We start from the raw sequence: 15,938 nt of genomic DNA, 5'->3' as shown, positions 1-15,938 counted from the left end.
CGCCCGGAAGCGGACCGGCACTCCCACGGCGTCTCGTGCCGCCTCACCCGCCTCACCCGAGCCCCGCGGCGGCGGCCAGCACCGTCCGCGCCTGCAATTCCATCTGCTCGGAGATCGGCACCCACACCGCGTCCATCGTCGCGATCAGGTCCCCCGCACCCGCGTCGAGGCGCCGCTCCAGCCGGGCCCGCAGCCGGGCGGGCGGGCTGTCCGGGTCCTCGTCCAGCCGCGCCTCGTCGAGCAGCCGCAGCAGCGTCCCCGCCGCCCGCAGCGGCGCCCGCCGCGCGGCGATGTCGAACGCGGCGACGTGCGCCATGGTCAGCGGCACCGGCGACTCCCGCCCGATCGCGTCGAAGTCCTCCGCGAGCGCCGCCCACCCGCTGACCGCCTGCCGTGCGGCCCGCAGCACCGGCCCGTCCGCGGCGTCCCCGAGCAGTTCCAGCGCCTGCTCGAACGCCTCCTCCCCGGTGGTCCCCTCGTTCCGCAGCCGCGCCGCCAGCACGGCCAGCGCGTACGCCGGGTCCGGGTGCGGCTCGGCGTAGGCCACCCGCCGGGTCGCCCACATCGGCACCTCGACCCGCAGTTCCGGTCCGTACTGCCGCCCCGGCCCCGCCGGCCGGACGAAGACACCGGGCCCGGCGCCGTGCGAGGACAGCGCTTCGTACGTGCCGGTCTGCACGGGGATGTCGAGTTCGGCGGCGATCTTCCCGAACGGCTCGGCCAGCCCCGCCACTTCGGCGGAGAGCCGGACCCAGGCGCCCCCCACGTCGGTGCCGTGCAGCGAGCAGCGCAGCACCGGCCGCAGCTCGTCGACGAGGGCGGACAGCGCCAGCGTCTCGGGGAGCCGGCCGGCGGCTGCGGGCAACGAGGCGGCGGCGTAAGGGCGTTCGGAGGAGGCGGGGCGGTAGGCGTGCCGGAAGTGCACCGCGGGCGGGCGGGGACCGGCCGGGCCCGTCTCGTTGAGGAGCGTGCCGTCGGGGTCCAGGCAGAGCAGGAAGTCCCAGGTCAGTCCGGCTTCCTTGAGCCGTCGCCGGTCGTGGACGGCCTGCTCGGCCAGCCACAGCACGGTGCCGCCGCCCGCCTGCTCGTCGCAGTTCGCGCCGGCCACCACGAGGATGTGCCGGCCGCTGTCCCGCGGGTGCCCGACGGACAGCAGCCACAGGGGCCGCCCGGACCGGGACTCGCCGGCCAGCCGCATCCGGCACAGGTCCGGGTGGCGCAGCGTGAGCATCCGGGCCGCCGCGGCGACACCCGCCACCGTCGGAAACGCGTCTGGCCCGCGCATGACCGCTCCTTCGCTGCCGTCGCCCGCCGTCCGGCCGTACAGCCGTGCCTGCACGTGCGGGGGCGGTGCCTTGCCTGCTGTGCGTTGCGTGCTGTGCCTGCTGTGCGTGCTGTGCAACGGAGTTGGCGGCGCGGCTCGATCGGCGGTGGCGCGCCCCGCCCCAGCGTCGGCGGGCGGCCCGCGGGTGTCAAGAGTGCCCAGCGGCCACTCCGGCGGCGTGCGAACGGGCGATGTCGGGCCCGCGGTACATGTCCTCGGGGATGCTCGCCAGCGCGGACTCCCGCAACCGGCCGCCGAGTCCGTACAGTTCCTGGAAGCTCATCAGCAGCGGCCGCCAGCGGTCGGGGTCGATCCGGTCGCGCGTGCCGTGCATCCGGATCGCGTCGTGCACGAGCACTCGCTGCACCCGCACCTCGAACACCACGATGCCGCCGCGCTGTTGGGGGTCGTCGTCGGCGAGCGGATGGGTGGCCTCGACCACCGCCTCCATGGCCACCGGGCACTGCGCGGCGCGCGGCGGCCGTACGGTTTCCGAGTCGACCGGGGTGAGCCCGGCGCGGGCGAACTTCTCCTTGTGGAAGCGGTATCCGCGCTTCTGCTTGCCCTCGGGCACGGGGTCGCGGCCGGTGGTCAGGGCGAGCGCGTCCACGGCCGCGGCGAGCGAGTCGTCCGGCAGGTTCAGCACGCATTCGCCGGTCCTGAGCAGGTTCAGCGTGGTCTGCGACCTCGCGCCGAGCCCGAGCATCGCCCGCCAGCCGAGCCAGAACGCGGACGACATCGGCGCGAGGTTCGCGCTGCCGTCCTCGTTCTCGGTGGAGAGCAGCACCACGGGGGTGCCGAAGTAGAGGATGCCGGGTTCGATCCGGGTGTGGTGGGCGGCGGGGCCGCCGGTCCGGCCGTCGGCGTGGTTCTGGGCGTTTCGCGTGGTCATACGGCCAGTCTTGTCACGGGTGCGGGGCGGTGCTGGCGGGAATCGGACGTCGCGCGGGCCGTACGGGCCGTACGCGGTTGCACGCGTCGCACGCGGTTGTGCCGTCCGGACCGGCCCGCGCGGGGGAGCGCCGGCCGGCACGGATCAGGGTGCGGCGTTCCCCGGTGCCCCGCCGACCGTCCAGCCCGTGTCCGCCGCCCACCGTTCGGCACCGGCCATCAGCACCTCCGTGGCCGTCGCCTTGATCTGGCCGTAGTCGAAGATGTCGGGCACGCTCGCGGCCAGCCGCCGCTTGAACGCGCCCCAGCCCGCGCGGGCGGCCTCGTCCGCGCGCAGGTAGTCGCGGAAGAGCAGCGCGAAGCGGGAGTTGGGGCCGTCGGCCCGCCGCAGGTGCACGTTGCAGGAGCGCGCCCCGGGCGGCGGCGCGAAGACGAGCTTGCGGCACTCCCGCCCGCCCGACACCTCCGTCCGGTTCCACGGCTCGGGCCGGCACCGGAAGTCGATCGCGGCGAGCAGCGGCTCCAGCCGTGCCTCGTCCACGTCGCCCACCCGTACCTGCACGTCCACGCAGTCCTTCGCCGCCAGGCCCGGCACGGACGTCGAGCCCACATGGTCGATCGCGACCGCCTCCGCGCCCAGCGCCCCACCCAGCACCCGCGCCAGCTCCACGAAGTCCGCCCGCCACGTGCTCTGGTGCGGCACGACCCGCACCGGCTTCAACTCGTCCTCGAACGGCATGGTTCGGCACGCTACCAAGCCCGGGCGCCGGGGCCGTCGTAGGATCTTCACCCGCTGCCGGAGGGAGCCGCGCGATGTTCACGGTCGAGGAGCGGGACCGCCTGCGGGAGCGGCTGGTCGCGCGCGCGGAGGCCGATGCCGCCGTGGTGGGGGCCGCGTTCACGGGCTCGTACGCGGCCGGCGCCGGCGACCGCTGGTCGGACACCGACCTGGTGCTGTCCGTACGCGGGGAGGTCGCGGACACGGTGGCGCGCTGGACGCGGTGGCTCACCGCCGAACTCGGCGCCCTGCACCACTGGGACCTGCCGGTCGGCACCGGCACCGTCCGGGCGTTCCTGCTGCCCGGCTGGCTGGAGGCCGACGTCACCTTCGCACCCGAGGCCGAGTTCGGCCCGCGCGGACCCAACTGGCGCCTGCTGTTCGGTACTTCGCAGCCGCTGCGGCCCTACCGGGACCCGGACCCCGACCTGCTGACGGGCCTGCTGTGGCATCACGCCCTGCACGTCCGGATCTGCCTGGCGCGTGGCCGCCTGTGGCAGGCCGAGCACTGGATCGGCGCGATGCGCGAGCACCTCCTCACCCTCGCCTGCCTGCGCCTCGGGCTGCCCACGGCCCACGCCAAGGGCGCCCACCTTCTGCCCGACGAGGTCACCGACCCGCTCGCCGCGACCCTCGTCCGCGCCCTCGACGCCGCCGAGATCCACCGCGCGCTGCGCGCGGCTGTCAGCGCGGCGAGCGGCGAACTCGCCCGTGCCGCACCGCGGACCGCGGCCGCTGCCGCCCGACTGGAGCCGCTGCTCACCGAGTTGGCGGAGGCCGACATCCCCCTCTGACCTCGGTTCCGGTCTCGGCTCCGGCCGCGGCCGCCGCTGGGAGGAGGCCGCTGGGGGAGGCGGTCCGCGCGCGGGTCCGGCCCGGCGCCCGCGTGCTCACCAGCGGACGTCCCAACTCGGCGGACGGCTAAGGCGGTGGGGCGCGGGCTCGCCGCCGAGGGGCGAGTCGCGCGACCCGGACCGTTCAGACCGTCGCCGCGTCGAGGAGGAAGGTCCCGCCGGCCGCCTCGGCCAGCTCGGGGCCGAAGAGCGCGCCGGGCGTGTACGCCCCGGGCTTCCCCTCGCCCCGCGCGAGGCGGCTCGCGACCTCCGAGGCCACCGCGGCCGTGAACGACATGCCGTCGCCCGCCCGCAGCCACCCTTCGCGGTGGCCGCCGTCGGCGTCCTGGACCAGGGCGCGCGCCCAGGAGAACTCCCGGTTCCGTTCGCCGGGGCCGACCTGGACCCGGGCGAAGCGGCGCTTCACCGCGTTGCCGAGCGGGCGGCGCGCCAGCAGGACGGCCGCCGCCGGCAGCACCGCGCGGATCGCCCGCCCGGCCGGCATCGCGCCCGACGCGGCGACCACGAAGGGCGCCCCGCTGGCCCGGTGGGCCGCCTCCAGCTCGCCGGACGGGCCGCCGGCGCTGTGGGCCGCCGAACCGTCGGGCAGGGCGAACCGCTCGAAGTCGTCGCCGAGCCGGGCGGACACGAGTCGCCCCCGCTCGTAACGGCGCCCGCCGACCGAGATCGCGTCGACGATGCTCGCCGCCAGCGCGGCCCCGATCGCGCCGGGCTCGTTCTCGACCGCCGCCAGCGCGTCGACCCGCACCCGCGCCGGCGCCGGCCGGCCCGCGCACAGCTTCAGCACGACGCTCTCGGTGGCGAGCACGCCGAACCCGGCGCCGGTCACCAGGCAGCGGCCGTCGGCGGCGGCCTCGTCGTGCAACCCGAGCAACCCGGTGACCGCGAGGAGCTCGTTGGCGAGATCGAGGTAGTGGGTGCCGGGCGGGCACGCGCGGGCGATCGGCAGCGCCGTCTCCGTGAACGGGCCGATCGTGTTGACGACCACGGCGGGCGCGGCCGCCGCGAGCTGCGCGGTGATCGCGGCGACGGTGGCGGCGGAACCGTTGGTACGTCCCCGGCGGGCATCGCCTGTGCCATTGGTACGGGCTGAACCACGGGTTCCTGCTGTGCCATTGGCATCAGCCGATCCCTGGGTATCGGCTGTGCCATGAGGCCCGGCTGCCCCGTCGGTTCCGGCGGCCGGTCCGATCACCACGGTCCGCGAGGTGCCGCCGATCGTCCCGGCCAGCTCGCGCAGCCGCACGGCATCGCGTCCCACCAGGACCAGCGGGGCGTCACCCGCCGCCAGCAGCGCGGCGATCGCGCGTCCGGTCCGGCCGGTCGCTCCCAGAATCCAGATCTCGTTCATGGTCGGCTCGTTCCGCTCGTTCCGCTTGTCTGCTCGTGCCGGTCGCGTTGCCACGGACCGGGCCGTCCGCGACGTGCCCGGGACGGCCGTACGGTGGCGCCCGGCCCGTGCTGCCACCTTGCGGGCGAGCGGCGCCACGGGTCCAATGAATGTTCCGGAATGCGCATCCCGATATTCGCAACATCGCAGGTCAGACCGTAGGCAAGCGGTGAAGCGGCCAGGTGCGGCCGCTACGCTGAAGTCATGACAGACCCGCCCGTGCCTCGCGAGGACCTCGACCTGCGGCTCGTGCGCTCCTTCGCCGCCGTCGCCGAGCACCGGCACTTCGGGCGGGCCGCCGCGGCCCTCCACCTCACCCAGTCCTCGCTGAGCCGCCAGATCAGCCGCCTGGAGGAGCAGGTCGGCGCCCGCCTGCTGGACCGCACCCCGCAGGGCAGCCGGCTCACCGGGGCCGGCGAGGTCTTCCTCCCGCTCGCGCGGGCGCTGCTGCGCTCCGCCGCCCAGGCTTCAGCGCGGGCCCGCTCCGCCGCCGAGCCCAGCCGTATCACCATCGGCTACATCACGAACATCATCATCACCCCGGCCGTGCGCGAGCTGCGTCGCAAGCACCCGGACGCCGACGTGCGCACCCACCACCTGCTCTGGCACGAAGCGGGTGAGGCCCTGCGCGACCACCGGGTGGACGCGGTGGTCACCCGGCTGCCGTTCGCCACCGGCCGGCTGCACGTGACGGTCCTCTACGACGAGCCGCGCGTCCTGCTGGTGCCCTACGACCACCGCCTCGCCGGGCGGGAGTCGGTCACCCTCGACGACGTCGCCGACGAACCCATGCCCCGCGTCGCCGACCCCGCCTGGAACGCCTTCTGGCGGATCGACCCCCGCCCCGACGGCAGCTCCGCGCCCGGCGGTCCCGTGGTGGACTCCGTCGAGGACAAGATCGAGCTGATCGCCGCCGGGCAGGCCGTGGCGATCGTGCCGCTCGGCTCCGGCACGATCGGCCCCCGCCCCGACCTGGCCCTGATCCCGCTCGAAGGCGTCGAACCGAGCCACGTGGTGCTGGCCACCCGCGCCGGCGACCACAGCCGGCTGGTGACCGCCTTCCGCAAGCACGCCGAGGCCCTCCTCACCGGCCCGGGCGGCGCACCCGGTGGGTCCGCGGGCCGGCCGTAGACTGGCCGGGTGACGATCGAGGACCTCGTCCGGCTCCGCAAGGCCAGAGACGCGATGGACCGCGACTACGCACAGCCCCTCGATGTGCCGGCGCTGGCGCGGGTCGCGCTGATGTCTCCCGGGCACTTCTCCCGCAGCTTCCGCGCCGCCTTCGGCGAGACCCCGTACAGCTACCTGATGACCCGCAGGATCGAACGGGCCAAGGCGCTGCTGCGGCGGGGCGACCTGAGCGTGACGGACGTCTGCTTCGCCGTCGGCTGTACGTCGCTGGGGTCGTTCAGCTCGCGCTTCACCGAACTGGTCGGCGAGAGCCCGAGCGCGTACCGGGCCCGCAGCCATGACCCGGGCGCGGCCATCCCGGCGTGCGTGGCCAAGATCCTCACCCGGCCGGTGCGCAACGGTCCGGCCGGGCGCGGAGGCGCGGATTCCGCCGCCCGCCCGTAGCGTGAAGTCCATGGACATCAGGCTTTCGCAGTGCTTCATCGCCGTCGACGACCACGACAAGGCGCTTGCGTTCTACCGCGATGTGCTCGGTCTCGAGGTGCGCAACGACGTCGGGTTCGAGGGGATGCGCTGGGTGACGGTCGGCTCGCCGTCGCAGCCGGACGTGGAGATCGTGCTCGAACCGCCGCTCGCGAACCCGAACGCCTCGCCCGCCGACAAGGACGCGATGGCCGAACTGCTCGCCAAGGGGATGCTGCGCGGCGTGATCTTCGCCACCGACGACGTGGACGCGACCTTCGAGCGCATCCGCGCGGCGGGCGCCGAGGTGCTCCAGGAGCCGGTCGACCAGCCGTACGGCGTCCGCGACTGCGCCTTCCGCGACCCGGCCGGCAACCTCCTGCGCTTCAACCAGCCGCGCAAGCGCTGACGGAGAGCGAGGGCCGACGGCCCCCACCACCCCGGTGAGGTGTGTGTGGCGAAGGTGCGGCTCATCGGCGCGGCCGCGGTCCGGATCGAGCTCGACGGCGAGCCGGCCGCGGTGAGCCTCGTGGTGGCGGACGCGCGGATCACCCGGATCTACGTGGTGCGGGACCCGCGGAAGCTGACGCGGATCGCGGAGCCGGCCGAACTCGGCAGGTAGCGGGCGTGGTTGGGGGGCGTGGTTCGGGCGGTGCGCGCCGTCCGGACCGCGTTGCGGGTGCGTGCCCGTACCCGCGCGGGCGAACTCCCCGCGGTGCGTGGTGCGAAGCGCGGACTGGCCCTCGACCGACTTGAGGGCCCTACGGTCGGCGGCCATGGCCTCACTCGACACCACCGACCCGGTCGTCCCCCCTCCCGCGCGGACGGCGCTTCCCCGGTCGTACCTGCTCTGGCTCGCGGGGACCCGGGCCTCGCTGGCAGGTGACGCGGCTCTCGCCTTCGCCCTGGGGTGGGCGGCCAGTGCGCGCGGCGGCCGGACGGCCGCGCTGGTGCTGACCGCGATCACGCTGCCCCGGGCCGTGTTCCTGCTGGTGGGCGGGGCGGTCGGGGACCGCTTCGGGGCGCGCCGGGTGATGATCGCCGGGGACGTGGTGATGCTCGCGGCCGTACTCGCTCTCGCCGTGGCGGGCCGGGCGTGGGGCGCGCCGCCGGCGATGCTGCTCGGGTTCGCCGCGGTCGTCGGGACGGTGGACGCGTTCTATCTGCCCGCGACGGGGTCCATGCCGCGCCGCCTGGTGGGCAAGGAGCAACTGCCCCGGGCGCTGGCCGTGCGGCAGGCCGGCGGCCAGGTCGCCGCCCTGCTCGGGGCTCCGCTGGGGGCGGTGCTGGTCGCGGTGGCGGGCCTGAGCGGCACCGCGCTGGTCGACGCGGCCACGTTCGCGGCGGTCCTCGCCGTCATGGCGTGGGTGCGGCCGGCCGCCGAGGCGCGACGGTCGCCGCGTCGGGAGGACCCGGGCGGGGAAGTCCCGGGTCGGGAAGCCCTGGGCCGGGAAGACCAGCGTCGGGACGTTCCGGGTCGGGAAGTCCCTTGTACGGAAAGCCTGTTCGCGGGGATCGCCGGCGGGGTGCGGCTGGCCGCGGCCGATCCCGTGCTGCGTCCCGCGCTGCTCCTGACGGCCGTGGCCGCCGCCGGAGTGCTCCCCGTGGTCGGCCTGCTCGCGCCGCTGCTGGCGCGGTCCGACGGCTGGGGGCCGGGTACGGCGGGCCTGGTCGCCGCCGGTCAGGGCGCCGGCGTACTCCTGGCCGCGCTGGTGGCCGCCCGTCGCGGACCGCTGCGGCGGATCGGCGCGGGCGCGGGCCTGGGGCTGGTGTCCGCGGCGGTGGGAGCCGCCGCGCTCGCGGCCGTTCCGGCGTCCGCCCCGGCCGCCGCCGTCGCCGCGGCCGTCCTCGTCGGCACCGGCTCGGGCGTGTTCGCCTGCCACCTGGGCCCCCTGGTCCTCGCGGGCGCCCCCGACACGCACCTGTCCCGCGTCCAGTCGCTCCTCGCACTCGTCCAGAGCCTCGCCCTGGTGGTCGGCAACAACGCCCTCGGCTGGCTCGCACACGCCTCCGGCCCCAGACCCGCGATCGCCCTCTGCGCCACCCTCGCCTGCCTGGCCGGCCTCGCCGCTCTCACCACCCCACCCCTGCGATCCCTGCGCCACGAAGGTCGGTAGCACCGCCGCGTCCACGGGCGGAGCCATGTCGGTGCGCCGGCGAACTCACCTTCCGTTGAAAGGGAGTTCGCGGGCCAGGAAGTCGCCGACCGCGGCGCGGAACGCATGGGGCCGCTCCACCCAGGGGAGGTGGCCGGCGCCGTCGAGCAGCGTCCGGGAGACCCGGGGGAGGGCCTGCTCCAACGAGTCGAGCGCCCAGTCCGGCCGGATGTCCTCGGCGCCGTGCACGATCAGCACGGGCACCTCCAACTCCTGGCAGGCCGCGAGCAGTTCGGGTGTGCCCGAGGTGCGGTTCACGTCGGCGTTGACGGTCGCGTTGCAGGCGAAGTTGACGCCGAACCAGGGTGTGGCCGATTCCTCGGCCTGTTCCCGCGCCTTCTCCCGATCGGCGTAGTCGGCCGACCACTGCAGCACGCACCACTCCCGGATCTCCGCCTCGGTGCGCTGCTCGCGGTCGCCGAGCACCTCCCAACGGTCCACGTCCGCACCGAGGTTGGCGCGCAGGTTCCGGTGGTAGGCCGACCGCCAGGTGTCGCGCGCGTCGATCCCGCTGCCGGAGACGTAGACCAGCGCGCTGACCCGCTCGGGGTGGTCCAGCGCGTACTGAAGGGCCAGTTGGGCCCCGTACGAATGCCCCAGGAGCGCCATCCGCTCCAGCCCGAAGTGGCGCCGTACGGCATCCAGGTCGGCCACCGACCGGGCGACCGAGTACGGCCCGCGCCGCTGCGACCGCCCGCATCCGCGCTGGTCCCAGCGGTACACGGTGGCCCGGTCCGCCAGCAGCCCGGCCAGGTCCCCCAGGAAGTCCCACAACCCGGGCCCACCGTGGCAGCACACCACCGGGGCCCCCTCACCGCCCCGGGTCGCCCACAACCGCGTCCCGTCCTCCGCCGTCACCACCTCATCCGCACCCATCCGCCCCACGGTGCCACCCCCACCGACCCCTGTCACGCCCCCGCCGCGGATGGAGGGAAACAGTTGCAAGCGGGTTGCTTGCAAAAGTTAGCAGGGTGGGGCACGCTGGGGACATGGGTGCGTTGAAGGTGGGCGAGCTGGGGGAGTTCCTGCGGGAGCAGCGGCGCAGCGCGCAGTTGAGCCTGCGGCAGCTCGCTGATGCCGCGGGGGTGTCGAACCCCTATCTGAGCCAGATCGAGCGCGGGCTGCGGAAGCCGAGCGCGGAGATCCTGCAGCAGCTGGCGAAGGCGCTGCGGATATCGGCGGAGACCCTCTACGTGCAGGCGGGAATGCTCGACGCGCGGGAGCGGGACGAGCTGGAGGTGCCCGCGGCGATCCTGGCCGACCCGTCGATCAACGAACGGCAGAAGCAGGTGCTGATCCAGATCTACGAGTCCTTCCGCAAGGAGAACGCCGCGGCCCCTGAGGGGGCGGACGGCACGGGCGCCGCGTGGGAAGCGGGTCGGGACGGGGCGGCCGCTTCGGTGGTGGCGGGCCGGGCAGCACCCGGCAGGACCGGCGGGCAACCGCCGAACGAGTGACTAAGCAAGCGATGAGCAAGTGACGTGCAAGCGACGAAGCAAGGAAGAAGAGGGACGAGAGCAATGACGATCACCGATGACATCGTGAAGGGCCTGCGCAACCCGACCCCGCTCTACGCGGTCGCGGGCACCGCGGACCTGGCCGCGGAGAAGCTGCGGGAGGTCCCGGGCCTGCTGGAGAAGCTGCGCGAGCAGGCGCCCGAGCGGTTCGAGAAGCTGCGGGCGACGGACCCGAAGGACGTGCAGCAGCGCGTCACCGAGGGAGCCAAGGACGCCCAGAGCAAGCTCAACGAGACCTTCTCCGACCTGGACCTGAAGGAGCTGCGGCCGGACCTCCGCAAGATCGGCGAGTCCGTGCAGGGCTTCGCGCTCCAGGGCGTCGGCCGCGCCGCGGAGTACGCGGTGCGCACCCGCGAGACGTACGACGAGCTGGCCGTGCGCGGCAAGGACGCCGTGGCGAAGTGGCGTGGCGAGCCGGCCGACGAGGTCGTGGACTTTCCCGCCGTGGGGCACACGTCGAAGTCCGGCTCGGCATCCGGATCGGCCTCGGCGTCCGCCGCCAAGCCGAAGCCGCAGTCGGGCAAGGCCGCGACCGAGGCCCCCAAGCCCGCCGCCCCGAAGAAGCCGGCCGCCCAGCGCCGTACCACCCCGCGCAAGCCGGCGGAGTGACCCGCCCGCCTCGGCGCGGCCGACCGGGACCGACCGGGGCCGCACGAGGTGAAGACCGACCGATGGACCGGGCACCGGATGCGCGCCCGGTCCGTTAGGTGGGTAGGACCGGTACGGTGGCCATGACCAGACAGTGACTGAGAGGCGGTGGACGACTTGCTGATCACAGCGTTCTTTTCGGTGGTCGGCCTGATCTCGTTGGCGCTTTTCCTCTTCGCGCTCTTCGCGTTCGTCGACGCGGCGATCCGTCGTGAGGACGCCTATCGGGCAGCGGACAAGAACACCAAGGCGTTCTGGCTGATCATCCTCGGCATCGCGGCCGCGGTGATGAAGCTGTTCAGCATCATGTCGTTCCTGCCGGTCATCGGCCTGATCGCCGTGATCGTGTACATGGTCGACGTCCGCCCGGCGGTCCGCGCCGTCAGCGGCCGTGGGCGTAGCGCCGGTGGCGGCGGTGGCCGCTTCGGTCGCCGTGGCGGCAGCCGCAGCGGGGGCAGCAGCAGCGACGGCCCGTACGGCCCGTACAACGGCCGCCGCTGAGAGTCCGTACCGGGTCCTACGCCTGCCGCTCCAGCAGCACCACGGCCACGTCGTCCGTCAGCTCACCACCGTTGAGTTCGCGCACTTTCGCCATGGTCGCGTCCAGCAGTTCCTCACCGCCGAGGCCCGCGGCCATCAGCTGCCCGGCGAGCCCGATCATGCCCTCCTGGCCCAGCCGCTGCGTGCCCTTGCCGATCCGGCCCTCGATCAGGCCGTCGGTGTAGAGCATCAGCGACCACTCGCCGTCCAGCCGGACCCCGATCCGGTCCCAGGAGGCGTCCGGCAGCAGCCCGAGCGCCGGCCCGCCCGCCTCGAACGGCAGCAACGCCGGCGGCCGGTCGGGGGCGGCGAGCATCGGGGCCGGGTGCCCGGCCAGGTGCAGCTCGGCCGAGCGGCCGTCCGGCGCGATGTCGACCCCGCACAACGTGGCGAAGATCTCCTCGTCGGCCCGCTCGTGCACCAGCACGTCCTGCATGGTGCGCAGCAGTTCCTCGCCGCCCAGCCCGGCGAAGGTCAGCGCCCGCCAGGCGATCCGCAGTTCCACGCCGAGCGCGGCAGCGTCCGGGCCGTGCCCGCACACGTCGCCGATCATCGCGTGCACGGTCCCGTCGGGGGTGCGCACCGTGTCGTAGAAGTCGCCGCCGAGCAGGGCCCGGCTGCGGCCCGGCCGGTAGCGCGAGGCGAACCGCAGCCCGGTCGCGCCCTCCAGCAGCGGGGTGGGCAGCAGCCCGCGCTCCAACCGCCGGTTCTCCTGGGCGAGCAGCCGGGTCTGGGTGAGCTGGCGCTGCGCGAGGTCGGCGCGTTTGCGCTCCACCGCGTAGCGCACGGCGCGGGTGACGGTCCCACCGTCCACGCTGTCCCGTACGAGATGGTCCTGCGCGCCGACCCGGACCGCCTCGGCGGCGGTCTCCCCGTCGTCCGTGCCGTCGGTGAGGACGAGGACCGCGGTGCCCGGCGCCAGCCGCAGCACCTGCTGGAGGCCGCCGAGCACGTCCGGCAGATCGAGCAGGATGCAGTGCACGTCGTCGGTGAGCAGCCGCCCCGCCGCGGTCAGGTTGCGCGCCCGCAGCACGCGGATACGGGGGCCGCCCGACTCGTGGAAGTAGGGCGCGGTGAACGCGCCGGCCGGGTCGTCGCCGATCACCAGCAGGGTCAGTACGAGCGGGTCCGGGACGGTGTCCTGGCGCTGCCGGGGCAGCGCCAGCGTCTGACCGGCGGCGGTGGAGCCGGTGGAGGTGGAGCCGGCAGCGGTCGCGCCTGCGGGCGCCGGATCGGACGAGGAGGCCGGTGCCGGGTCCGGCGCCGGGGGCTCCTGGGGAGCGTCGTGCCGCGTCGAGGCGTCCGCGGGCACGCCTGCACGGCCCTGGGCACCGCGGTGGGTGTCCGAGGGCCGTTCGGTGCCGCGCCTGGCAGCGGACATCACTCGGCTCCTTCCCTCCCCCTGAGGTCTCGGTCTGGCGACCCTAGTGGTTCAAGCGGACGGGACGGGAGTGCCGAAAGTGAATCCCCCGTGCCATATGCCGGTACGGGCGGGCGGTTTGGGAGCCAATGGGGGTATCCGCCCATGACCAAGGTCACGCGTGACGGGTGCAACCGTGTGGCGTACGCGACCCTCTTCCGGGTCCGGGGTCCTTCTCGGGGCGCCCCGGACCCCGCGAGGCGCGGCCTCTCACGGCGCGACGGACTCCCACGCCAGCGTGATCTCGCCCTGGCGCCAGCGGGTGGGGCCGTCGAGCACCGGCCAGCCCTGGTCGCGCAGGTCGCGTACCGCCCTGATCCAGCGCTGCCGCGCGCCGAGCGAGGAGAGGGGCGCCGCGGACGCCCAGGCGCGGTCGAACGCCGTGAGGAAGGCGTGGACGGGTTCGCCCGGCACGTTGTGGTGGATGAGCGCCTTGGGGAGGCGCTCCGCGAGGTCGGACGGGCGGTGGAGCGAGCCGAGCCGGGTCGCGAAGGTGATGCTGCGCGGACCCTCCGGGCCGAGCGCGACCCAGACGTGCCGGCGCCCGATCTCGTCGCAGGTGCCCTCGACCAGCAGGCCGCCGGGTGCCAGCCGGGCCCGTAGCGCGGCCCAGACGCCGGCCACCTCGGCCTCGTCGTACTGGCGCAGCACGTTCGCCGCGCGGATCAGCAGGGGGCGGCGGCCGCCGGGCAGCGGGAGTTCGAAGCCGCCGTGCAGGAAGGTCAGGCCGTCGCGGGTATAGGGGAGTGCCGCGGCGACCCGGGCGGGCTCGATCTCGACGCCGACCACCTCGGCCTGCGGCCGTACCCGGCGCAGCCGCGTCAGCAGCTCGACGGCGGTCCAGGGCGCGGCGCCGTATCCGAGGTCGACGGCGAGCGGGTCGGCGGCGCCGCGCAGCTCCCGGGCGAGAGTGGCGGCGATCCAGCGGTCCATCCGGCGCAGGCGGTTGGGGTTGGTGGTGCCCCTGGTCACCGTGCCCACCGCGCCCGCCGCGCGCCCGCCGCTCATGGGCACGAGGGTAGACGAGCGTGAACGGGCGGACCGGACGAGCGTGAACGGGCGGACCGGGGGCATGCGCCCCGCGAAGGGCCCGGCCGCGCGATACACCGGGCGCCGGCCGCCGGGCACGGGGCTTCGCGCGAGGGAGCGCACGGTCACGCCGTCGTCGTACCGGCACGGGTACGGTCATGGCCGGTCACGTGGGTCATGCCGATCGTGGCCCCGGGCGCCGTGGTAACGACCTGACATCGGTGCGGAAGATCGGAAATGGAATCGCACATTCCGGTGTTGTGCGAGGTTGACGACGGGGGTACGGCTGCCGGAAGGATCGCATGGTGACCACGTACACGTCCCGGCTCGGCGCGCGCCGCGGAACCCCGCACAAGCGGTGGACGGTCGGGCGCCGGGTACGGCGGGTGGCGATGCTGAGCGTGCACACCTCTCCTCTGCACCAGCCGGGCACCGGCGACGCCGGCGGCATGAACGTGTACATCGTGGAGCTGGCCAGACGGCTGGCCGAGCGGGACATCGAGGTGGAGATCTTCACCCGGGCCACCACCGGCGGCGCGCCCCCCGCGGTCGAGCTGGCCCCCGGCGTGCTGGTGCGGCACGTGGACGCCGGCCCGTACGAAGGGCTCGCCAAGGAGGACCTGCCGGCCCAGCTCTGCGCGTTCACGCACGGCGTGATGCAGGCGTGGGCCGGTCACCGCCCGGGGCACTACGACCTGGTGCACTCCCACTACTGGCTCTCCGGCCATGTCGGCTGGCTGGCCGCCGAGCGCTGGGGCGTACCCCTGGTGCACGCCATGCACACCATGGCCAAGGTGAAGAACGCCGCGCTCGCCGCCGACGACTGCCCCGAGCCGACCGCCCGGGTGATCGGCGAGACGCAGGTGGTGGCGGCCGCTGACCGGCTGATCGCGAACACCGACGAGGAGGCCGCCGAGCTGGCGCGGCACTACGACGCGGCGCCCGGCAAGGTCGCCGTCGTCCACCCCGGTGTGAACCTCGACCGCTTCCGGCCCGACGCCGGCGGGCGGTCCGCCGCCCGGGCCCGGCTCGGGCTGCCGCAGGACGCGGTGATCCCGCTCTTCGCCGGGCGGATACAGCCGCTGAAGGCGCCCGACGTGCTGGTCCGCGCCGTGGCGGTGCTGCTGGAGCGCGACCCGGCGCTGCGCGAGCGGCTGGTCGTGCCGATCGTCGGCGGCCCCAGCGGCAGCGGGCTGGCCAAGCCCGAGGCGCTGCACAAGCTGGCCGCGCGGCTCGGCGTGTGCGACGTCATCCGGTTCCAGCCGCCGGTGGACCAGGCGCGGCTCGCGGACTGGTACCGCGCGGCGACGGTCCTGGTCATGCCGTCCTACAGCGAGTCCTTCGGGCTGGTCGCGATCGAGGCGCAGGCGTGCGGCACCCCGGTGGTCGCCGCCGCGGTCGGCGGGCTGCCGGTCGCGGTCGCCGACGGCCGCACCGGCTTCCTCGTCCCCGGGCACGACCCGCGGGACTACGCCGAGGCGCTGCGGCGCTTCGTCGACCACCCGCACCTCGCGGACGACCTCGGCGCGGCAGCGGCCCGGCACGCCCGCGGCTTCGGCTGGGGCGCCGCGGCGGCGGACACGGCCGAGGTGTACGCGGCGGCGCAGCAGGAGCACCGGCGTCACCTACGATCGGCCCATGGCTGACGCTTCCCCGGAGCACCCCGAGTCCACGGAGCCCCCGAAGTCCACGGAGTCCTCCGCGCCGAGCGCGCCGGGCGGGCCGTCCGCGTCCTCCGCGCCGTCCGCGTCCTCCGTGCCCTCCGCGCCGGAGGGGTCTGCCGAGCCGCCGGAGCCCG

The 15,938-nt window shown here is 74.9% G+C and carries 16 protein-coding genes and 1 pseudogene; 10 read left to right on the top strand and 7 right to left on the bottom strand.

Features of this window, described 5'->3' with window-relative positions:
- Positions 1–52: 52 nt before the first annotated feature.
- The 3 genes from AB0399_RS22565 to AB0399_RS22555 all read right to left on the bottom strand — a co-directional run bounded on the left by AB0399_RS22565 (position 53) and on the right by AB0399_RS22555 (position 2,954).
- Complete coding sequence (locus AB0399_RS22565; protein WP_366412543.1) at positions 53–1,285, bottom strand: M14 family zinc carboxypeptidase; 1,233 nt, start codon at positions 1,283–1,285, stop codon at positions 53–55.
- A 187-nt stretch (positions 1,286–1,472) separates the two neighbouring features.
- Positions 1,473–2,216: a flavin reductase family protein gene (locus tag AB0399_RS22560; RefSeq protein WP_366412542.1), complete on the bottom strand. Its 744-nt coding sequence runs from the start codon at positions 2,214–2,216 to the stop codon at positions 1,473–1,475.
- Positions 2,217–2,360: 144 nt separating this feature from the next.
- Complete coding sequence (locus tag AB0399_RS22555) at positions 2,361–2,954, bottom strand: GrpB family protein (RefSeq protein WP_366412541.1); 594 nt, start codon at positions 2,952–2,954, stop codon at positions 2,361–2,363.
- A 74-nt stretch (positions 2,955–3,028) separates the two neighbouring features.
- Here AB0399_RS22555 and AB0399_RS22550 point away from each other — a divergent pair, with 74 nt between their 5' ends.
- The gene (locus AB0399_RS22550; protein ID WP_366412540.1) at positions 3,029–3,787 is read left to right on the top strand and encodes a hypothetical protein; all 759 of its coding nucleotides are present in this window, start codon (positions 3,029–3,031) and stop codon (positions 3,785–3,787) included.
- A gap of 184 nt (positions 3,788–3,971) precedes the next feature.
- On the opposite strand, the gene AB0399_RS22545 is transcribed toward AB0399_RS22550, so the two are convergent.
- Positions 3,972–5,198, bottom strand: coding sequence for a hypothetical protein (locus tag AB0399_RS22545; RefSeq protein ID WP_366412539.1), 1,227 nt, complete (start codon positions 5,196–5,198; stop codon positions 3,972–3,974).
- Between the two features lie 243 nt (positions 5,199–5,441).
- Here AB0399_RS22545 and AB0399_RS22540 point away from each other — a divergent pair, with 243 nt between their 5' ends.
- From AB0399_RS22540 to AB0399_RS22520, 5 genes and pseudogenes are all read left to right on the top strand, one after another.
- The gene (locus tag AB0399_RS22540) at positions 5,442–6,368 is read left to right on the top strand and encodes a LysR family transcriptional regulator (protein ID WP_366412538.1); all 927 of its coding nucleotides are present in this window, start codon (positions 5,442–5,444) and stop codon (positions 6,366–6,368) included.
- Positions 6,369–6,377: 9 nt separating this feature from the next.
- Positions 6,378–6,812, top strand: a complete 435-nt coding sequence (locus tag AB0399_RS22535; RefSeq protein ID WP_366412537.1) for a helix-turn-helix transcriptional regulator — start codon at positions 6,378–6,380, stop codon at positions 6,810–6,812.
- A 10-nt stretch (positions 6,813–6,822) separates the two neighbouring features.
- Positions 6,823–7,239 (top strand): VOC family protein, encoded by a 417-nt coding sequence (locus tag AB0399_RS22530; protein ID WP_328467554.1) that lies wholly within the window; start codon positions 6,823–6,825, stop codon positions 7,237–7,239.
- Positions 7,240–7,293: 54 nt separating this feature from the next.
- A pseudogene (locus AB0399_RS22525) lies at positions 7,294–7,452 on the top strand (RNA polymerase subunit sigma-24); the annotation flags it as partial.
- Positions 7,453–7,606: 154 nt separating this feature from the next.
- Positions 7,607–8,947 carry an MFS transporter gene (locus AB0399_RS22520; protein ID WP_366412536.1) on the top strand — a complete coding sequence of 447 codons (1,341 nt, stop codon included), beginning with the start codon at positions 7,607–7,609 and terminating at the stop codon, positions 8,945–8,947.
- A 45-nt stretch (positions 8,948–8,992) separates the two neighbouring features.
- Here the strand turns inward: AB0399_RS22520 and AB0399_RS22515 are convergent, their stop codons facing one another.
- Positions 8,993–9,862 carry an alpha/beta hydrolase gene (locus AB0399_RS22515; RefSeq protein WP_366412535.1) on the bottom strand — a complete coding sequence of 290 codons (870 nt, stop codon included), beginning with the start codon at positions 9,860–9,862 and terminating at the stop codon, positions 8,993–8,995.
- Between the two features lie 113 nt (positions 9,863–9,975).
- On the opposite strand from AB0399_RS22515, the gene AB0399_RS22510 reads away from it, so the two are divergent.
- The 3 genes from AB0399_RS22510 (at position 9,976) to AB0399_RS22500 (ending at position 11,652) form a co-directional block, all read left to right on the top strand.
- On the top strand, positions 9,976–10,443 hold the full coding sequence (locus AB0399_RS22510; RefSeq protein WP_329366200.1) for a helix-turn-helix domain-containing protein: 468 nt from the start codon (positions 9,976–9,978) through the stop codon (positions 10,441–10,443).
- 63 nt (positions 10,444–10,506) lie between these two features.
- Positions 10,507–11,112 (top strand): hypothetical protein, encoded by a 606-nt coding sequence (locus tag AB0399_RS22505; protein WP_366412534.1) that lies wholly within the window; start codon positions 10,507–10,509, stop codon positions 11,110–11,112.
- Positions 11,113–11,268: 156 nt separating this feature from the next.
- Complete coding sequence (locus AB0399_RS22500; protein ID WP_328467566.1) at positions 11,269–11,652, top strand: DUF2516 family protein; 384 nt, start codon at positions 11,269–11,271, stop codon at positions 11,650–11,652.
- A 16-nt stretch (positions 11,653–11,668) separates the two neighbouring features.
- Here the strand turns inward: AB0399_RS22500 and AB0399_RS22495 are convergent, their stop codons facing one another.
- Positions 11,669–13,072 carry a SpoIIE family protein phosphatase gene (locus AB0399_RS22495; RefSeq protein ID WP_366412533.1) on the bottom strand — a complete coding sequence of 468 codons (1,404 nt, stop codon included), beginning with the start codon at positions 13,070–13,072 and terminating at the stop codon, positions 11,669–11,671.
- Between the two features lie 249 nt (positions 13,073–13,321).
- On the bottom strand, positions 13,322–14,119 hold the full coding sequence (locus AB0399_RS22490) for a class I SAM-dependent methyltransferase (RefSeq protein ID WP_366412532.1): 798 nt from the start codon (positions 14,117–14,119) through the stop codon (positions 13,322–13,324).
- A gap of 326 nt (positions 14,120–14,445) precedes the next feature.
- Here AB0399_RS22490 and mshA point away from each other — a divergent pair, with 326 nt between their 5' ends.
- Positions 14,446–15,786 (top strand): D-inositol-3-phosphate glycosyltransferase, encoded by a 1,341-nt coding sequence (gene mshA / locus AB0399_RS22485; protein ID WP_329374072.1) that lies wholly within the window; start codon positions 14,446–14,448, stop codon positions 15,784–15,786.
- The last annotated feature ends 152 nt before the right edge of the window (positions 15,787–15,938 follow it).

It is taken from the genome of Streptomyces sp. NPDC088194 (assembly GCF_040702025.1).
Classification (GTDB): domain Bacteria; phylum Actinomycetota; class Actinomycetes; order Streptomycetales; family Streptomycetaceae; genus Actinacidiphila.
Note: the sequence above shows the minus strand (reverse complement) of the source record. Positions and strands in the feature narration are given on the sequence as shown.

Coding starts and splice junctions, on each gene's coding strand:
- AB0399_RS22565 (WP_366412543.1), bottom strand. CDS start 1,285: ATGCGCGGGCCAGACGCGTTTCCGACGGTGGCGGGTGTCGCCGCGGCG.
- AB0399_RS22560 (WP_366412542.1), bottom strand. CDS start 2,216: ATGACCACGCGAAACGCCCAGAACCACGCCGACGGCCGGACCGGCGGC.
- AB0399_RS22555 (WP_366412541.1), bottom strand. CDS start 2,954: ATGCCGTTCGAGGACGAGTTGAAGCCGGTGCGGGTCGTGCCGCACCAG.
- AB0399_RS22550 (WP_366412540.1), top strand. CDS start 3,029: ATGTTCACGGTCGAGGAGCGGGACCGCCTGCGGGAGCGGCTGGTCGCG.
- AB0399_RS22545 (WP_366412539.1), bottom strand. CDS start 5,198: ATGAACGAGATCTGGATTCTGGGAGCGACCGGCCGGACCGGACGCGCG.
- AB0399_RS22540 (WP_366412538.1), top strand. CDS start 5,442: ATGACAGACCCGCCCGTGCCTCGCGAGGACCTCGACCTGCGGCTCGTG.
- AB0399_RS22530 (WP_328467554.1), top strand. CDS start 6,823: ATGGACATCAGGCTTTCGCAGTGCTTCATCGCCGTCGACGACCACGAC.
- AB0399_RS22520 (WP_366412536.1), top strand. CDS start 7,607: ATGGCCTCACTCGACACCACCGACCCGGTCGTCCCCCCTCCCGCGCGG.
- AB0399_RS22515 (WP_366412535.1), bottom strand. CDS start 9,862: ATGGGTGCGGATGAGGTGGTGACGGCGGAGGACGGGACGCGGTTGTGG.
- AB0399_RS22510 (WP_329366200.1), top strand. CDS start 9,976: ATGGGTGCGTTGAAGGTGGGCGAGCTGGGGGAGTTCCTGCGGGAGCAG.
- AB0399_RS22505 (WP_366412534.1), top strand. CDS start 10,507: ATGACGATCACCGATGACATCGTGAAGGGCCTGCGCAACCCGACCCCG.
- AB0399_RS22495 (WP_366412533.1), bottom strand. CDS start 13,072: ATGTCCGCTGCCAGGCGCGGCACCGAACGGCCCTCGGACACCCACCGC.
- AB0399_RS22490 (WP_366412532.1), bottom strand. CDS start 14,119: ATGAGCGGCGGGCGCGCGGCGGGCGCGGTGGGCACGGTGACCAGGGGC.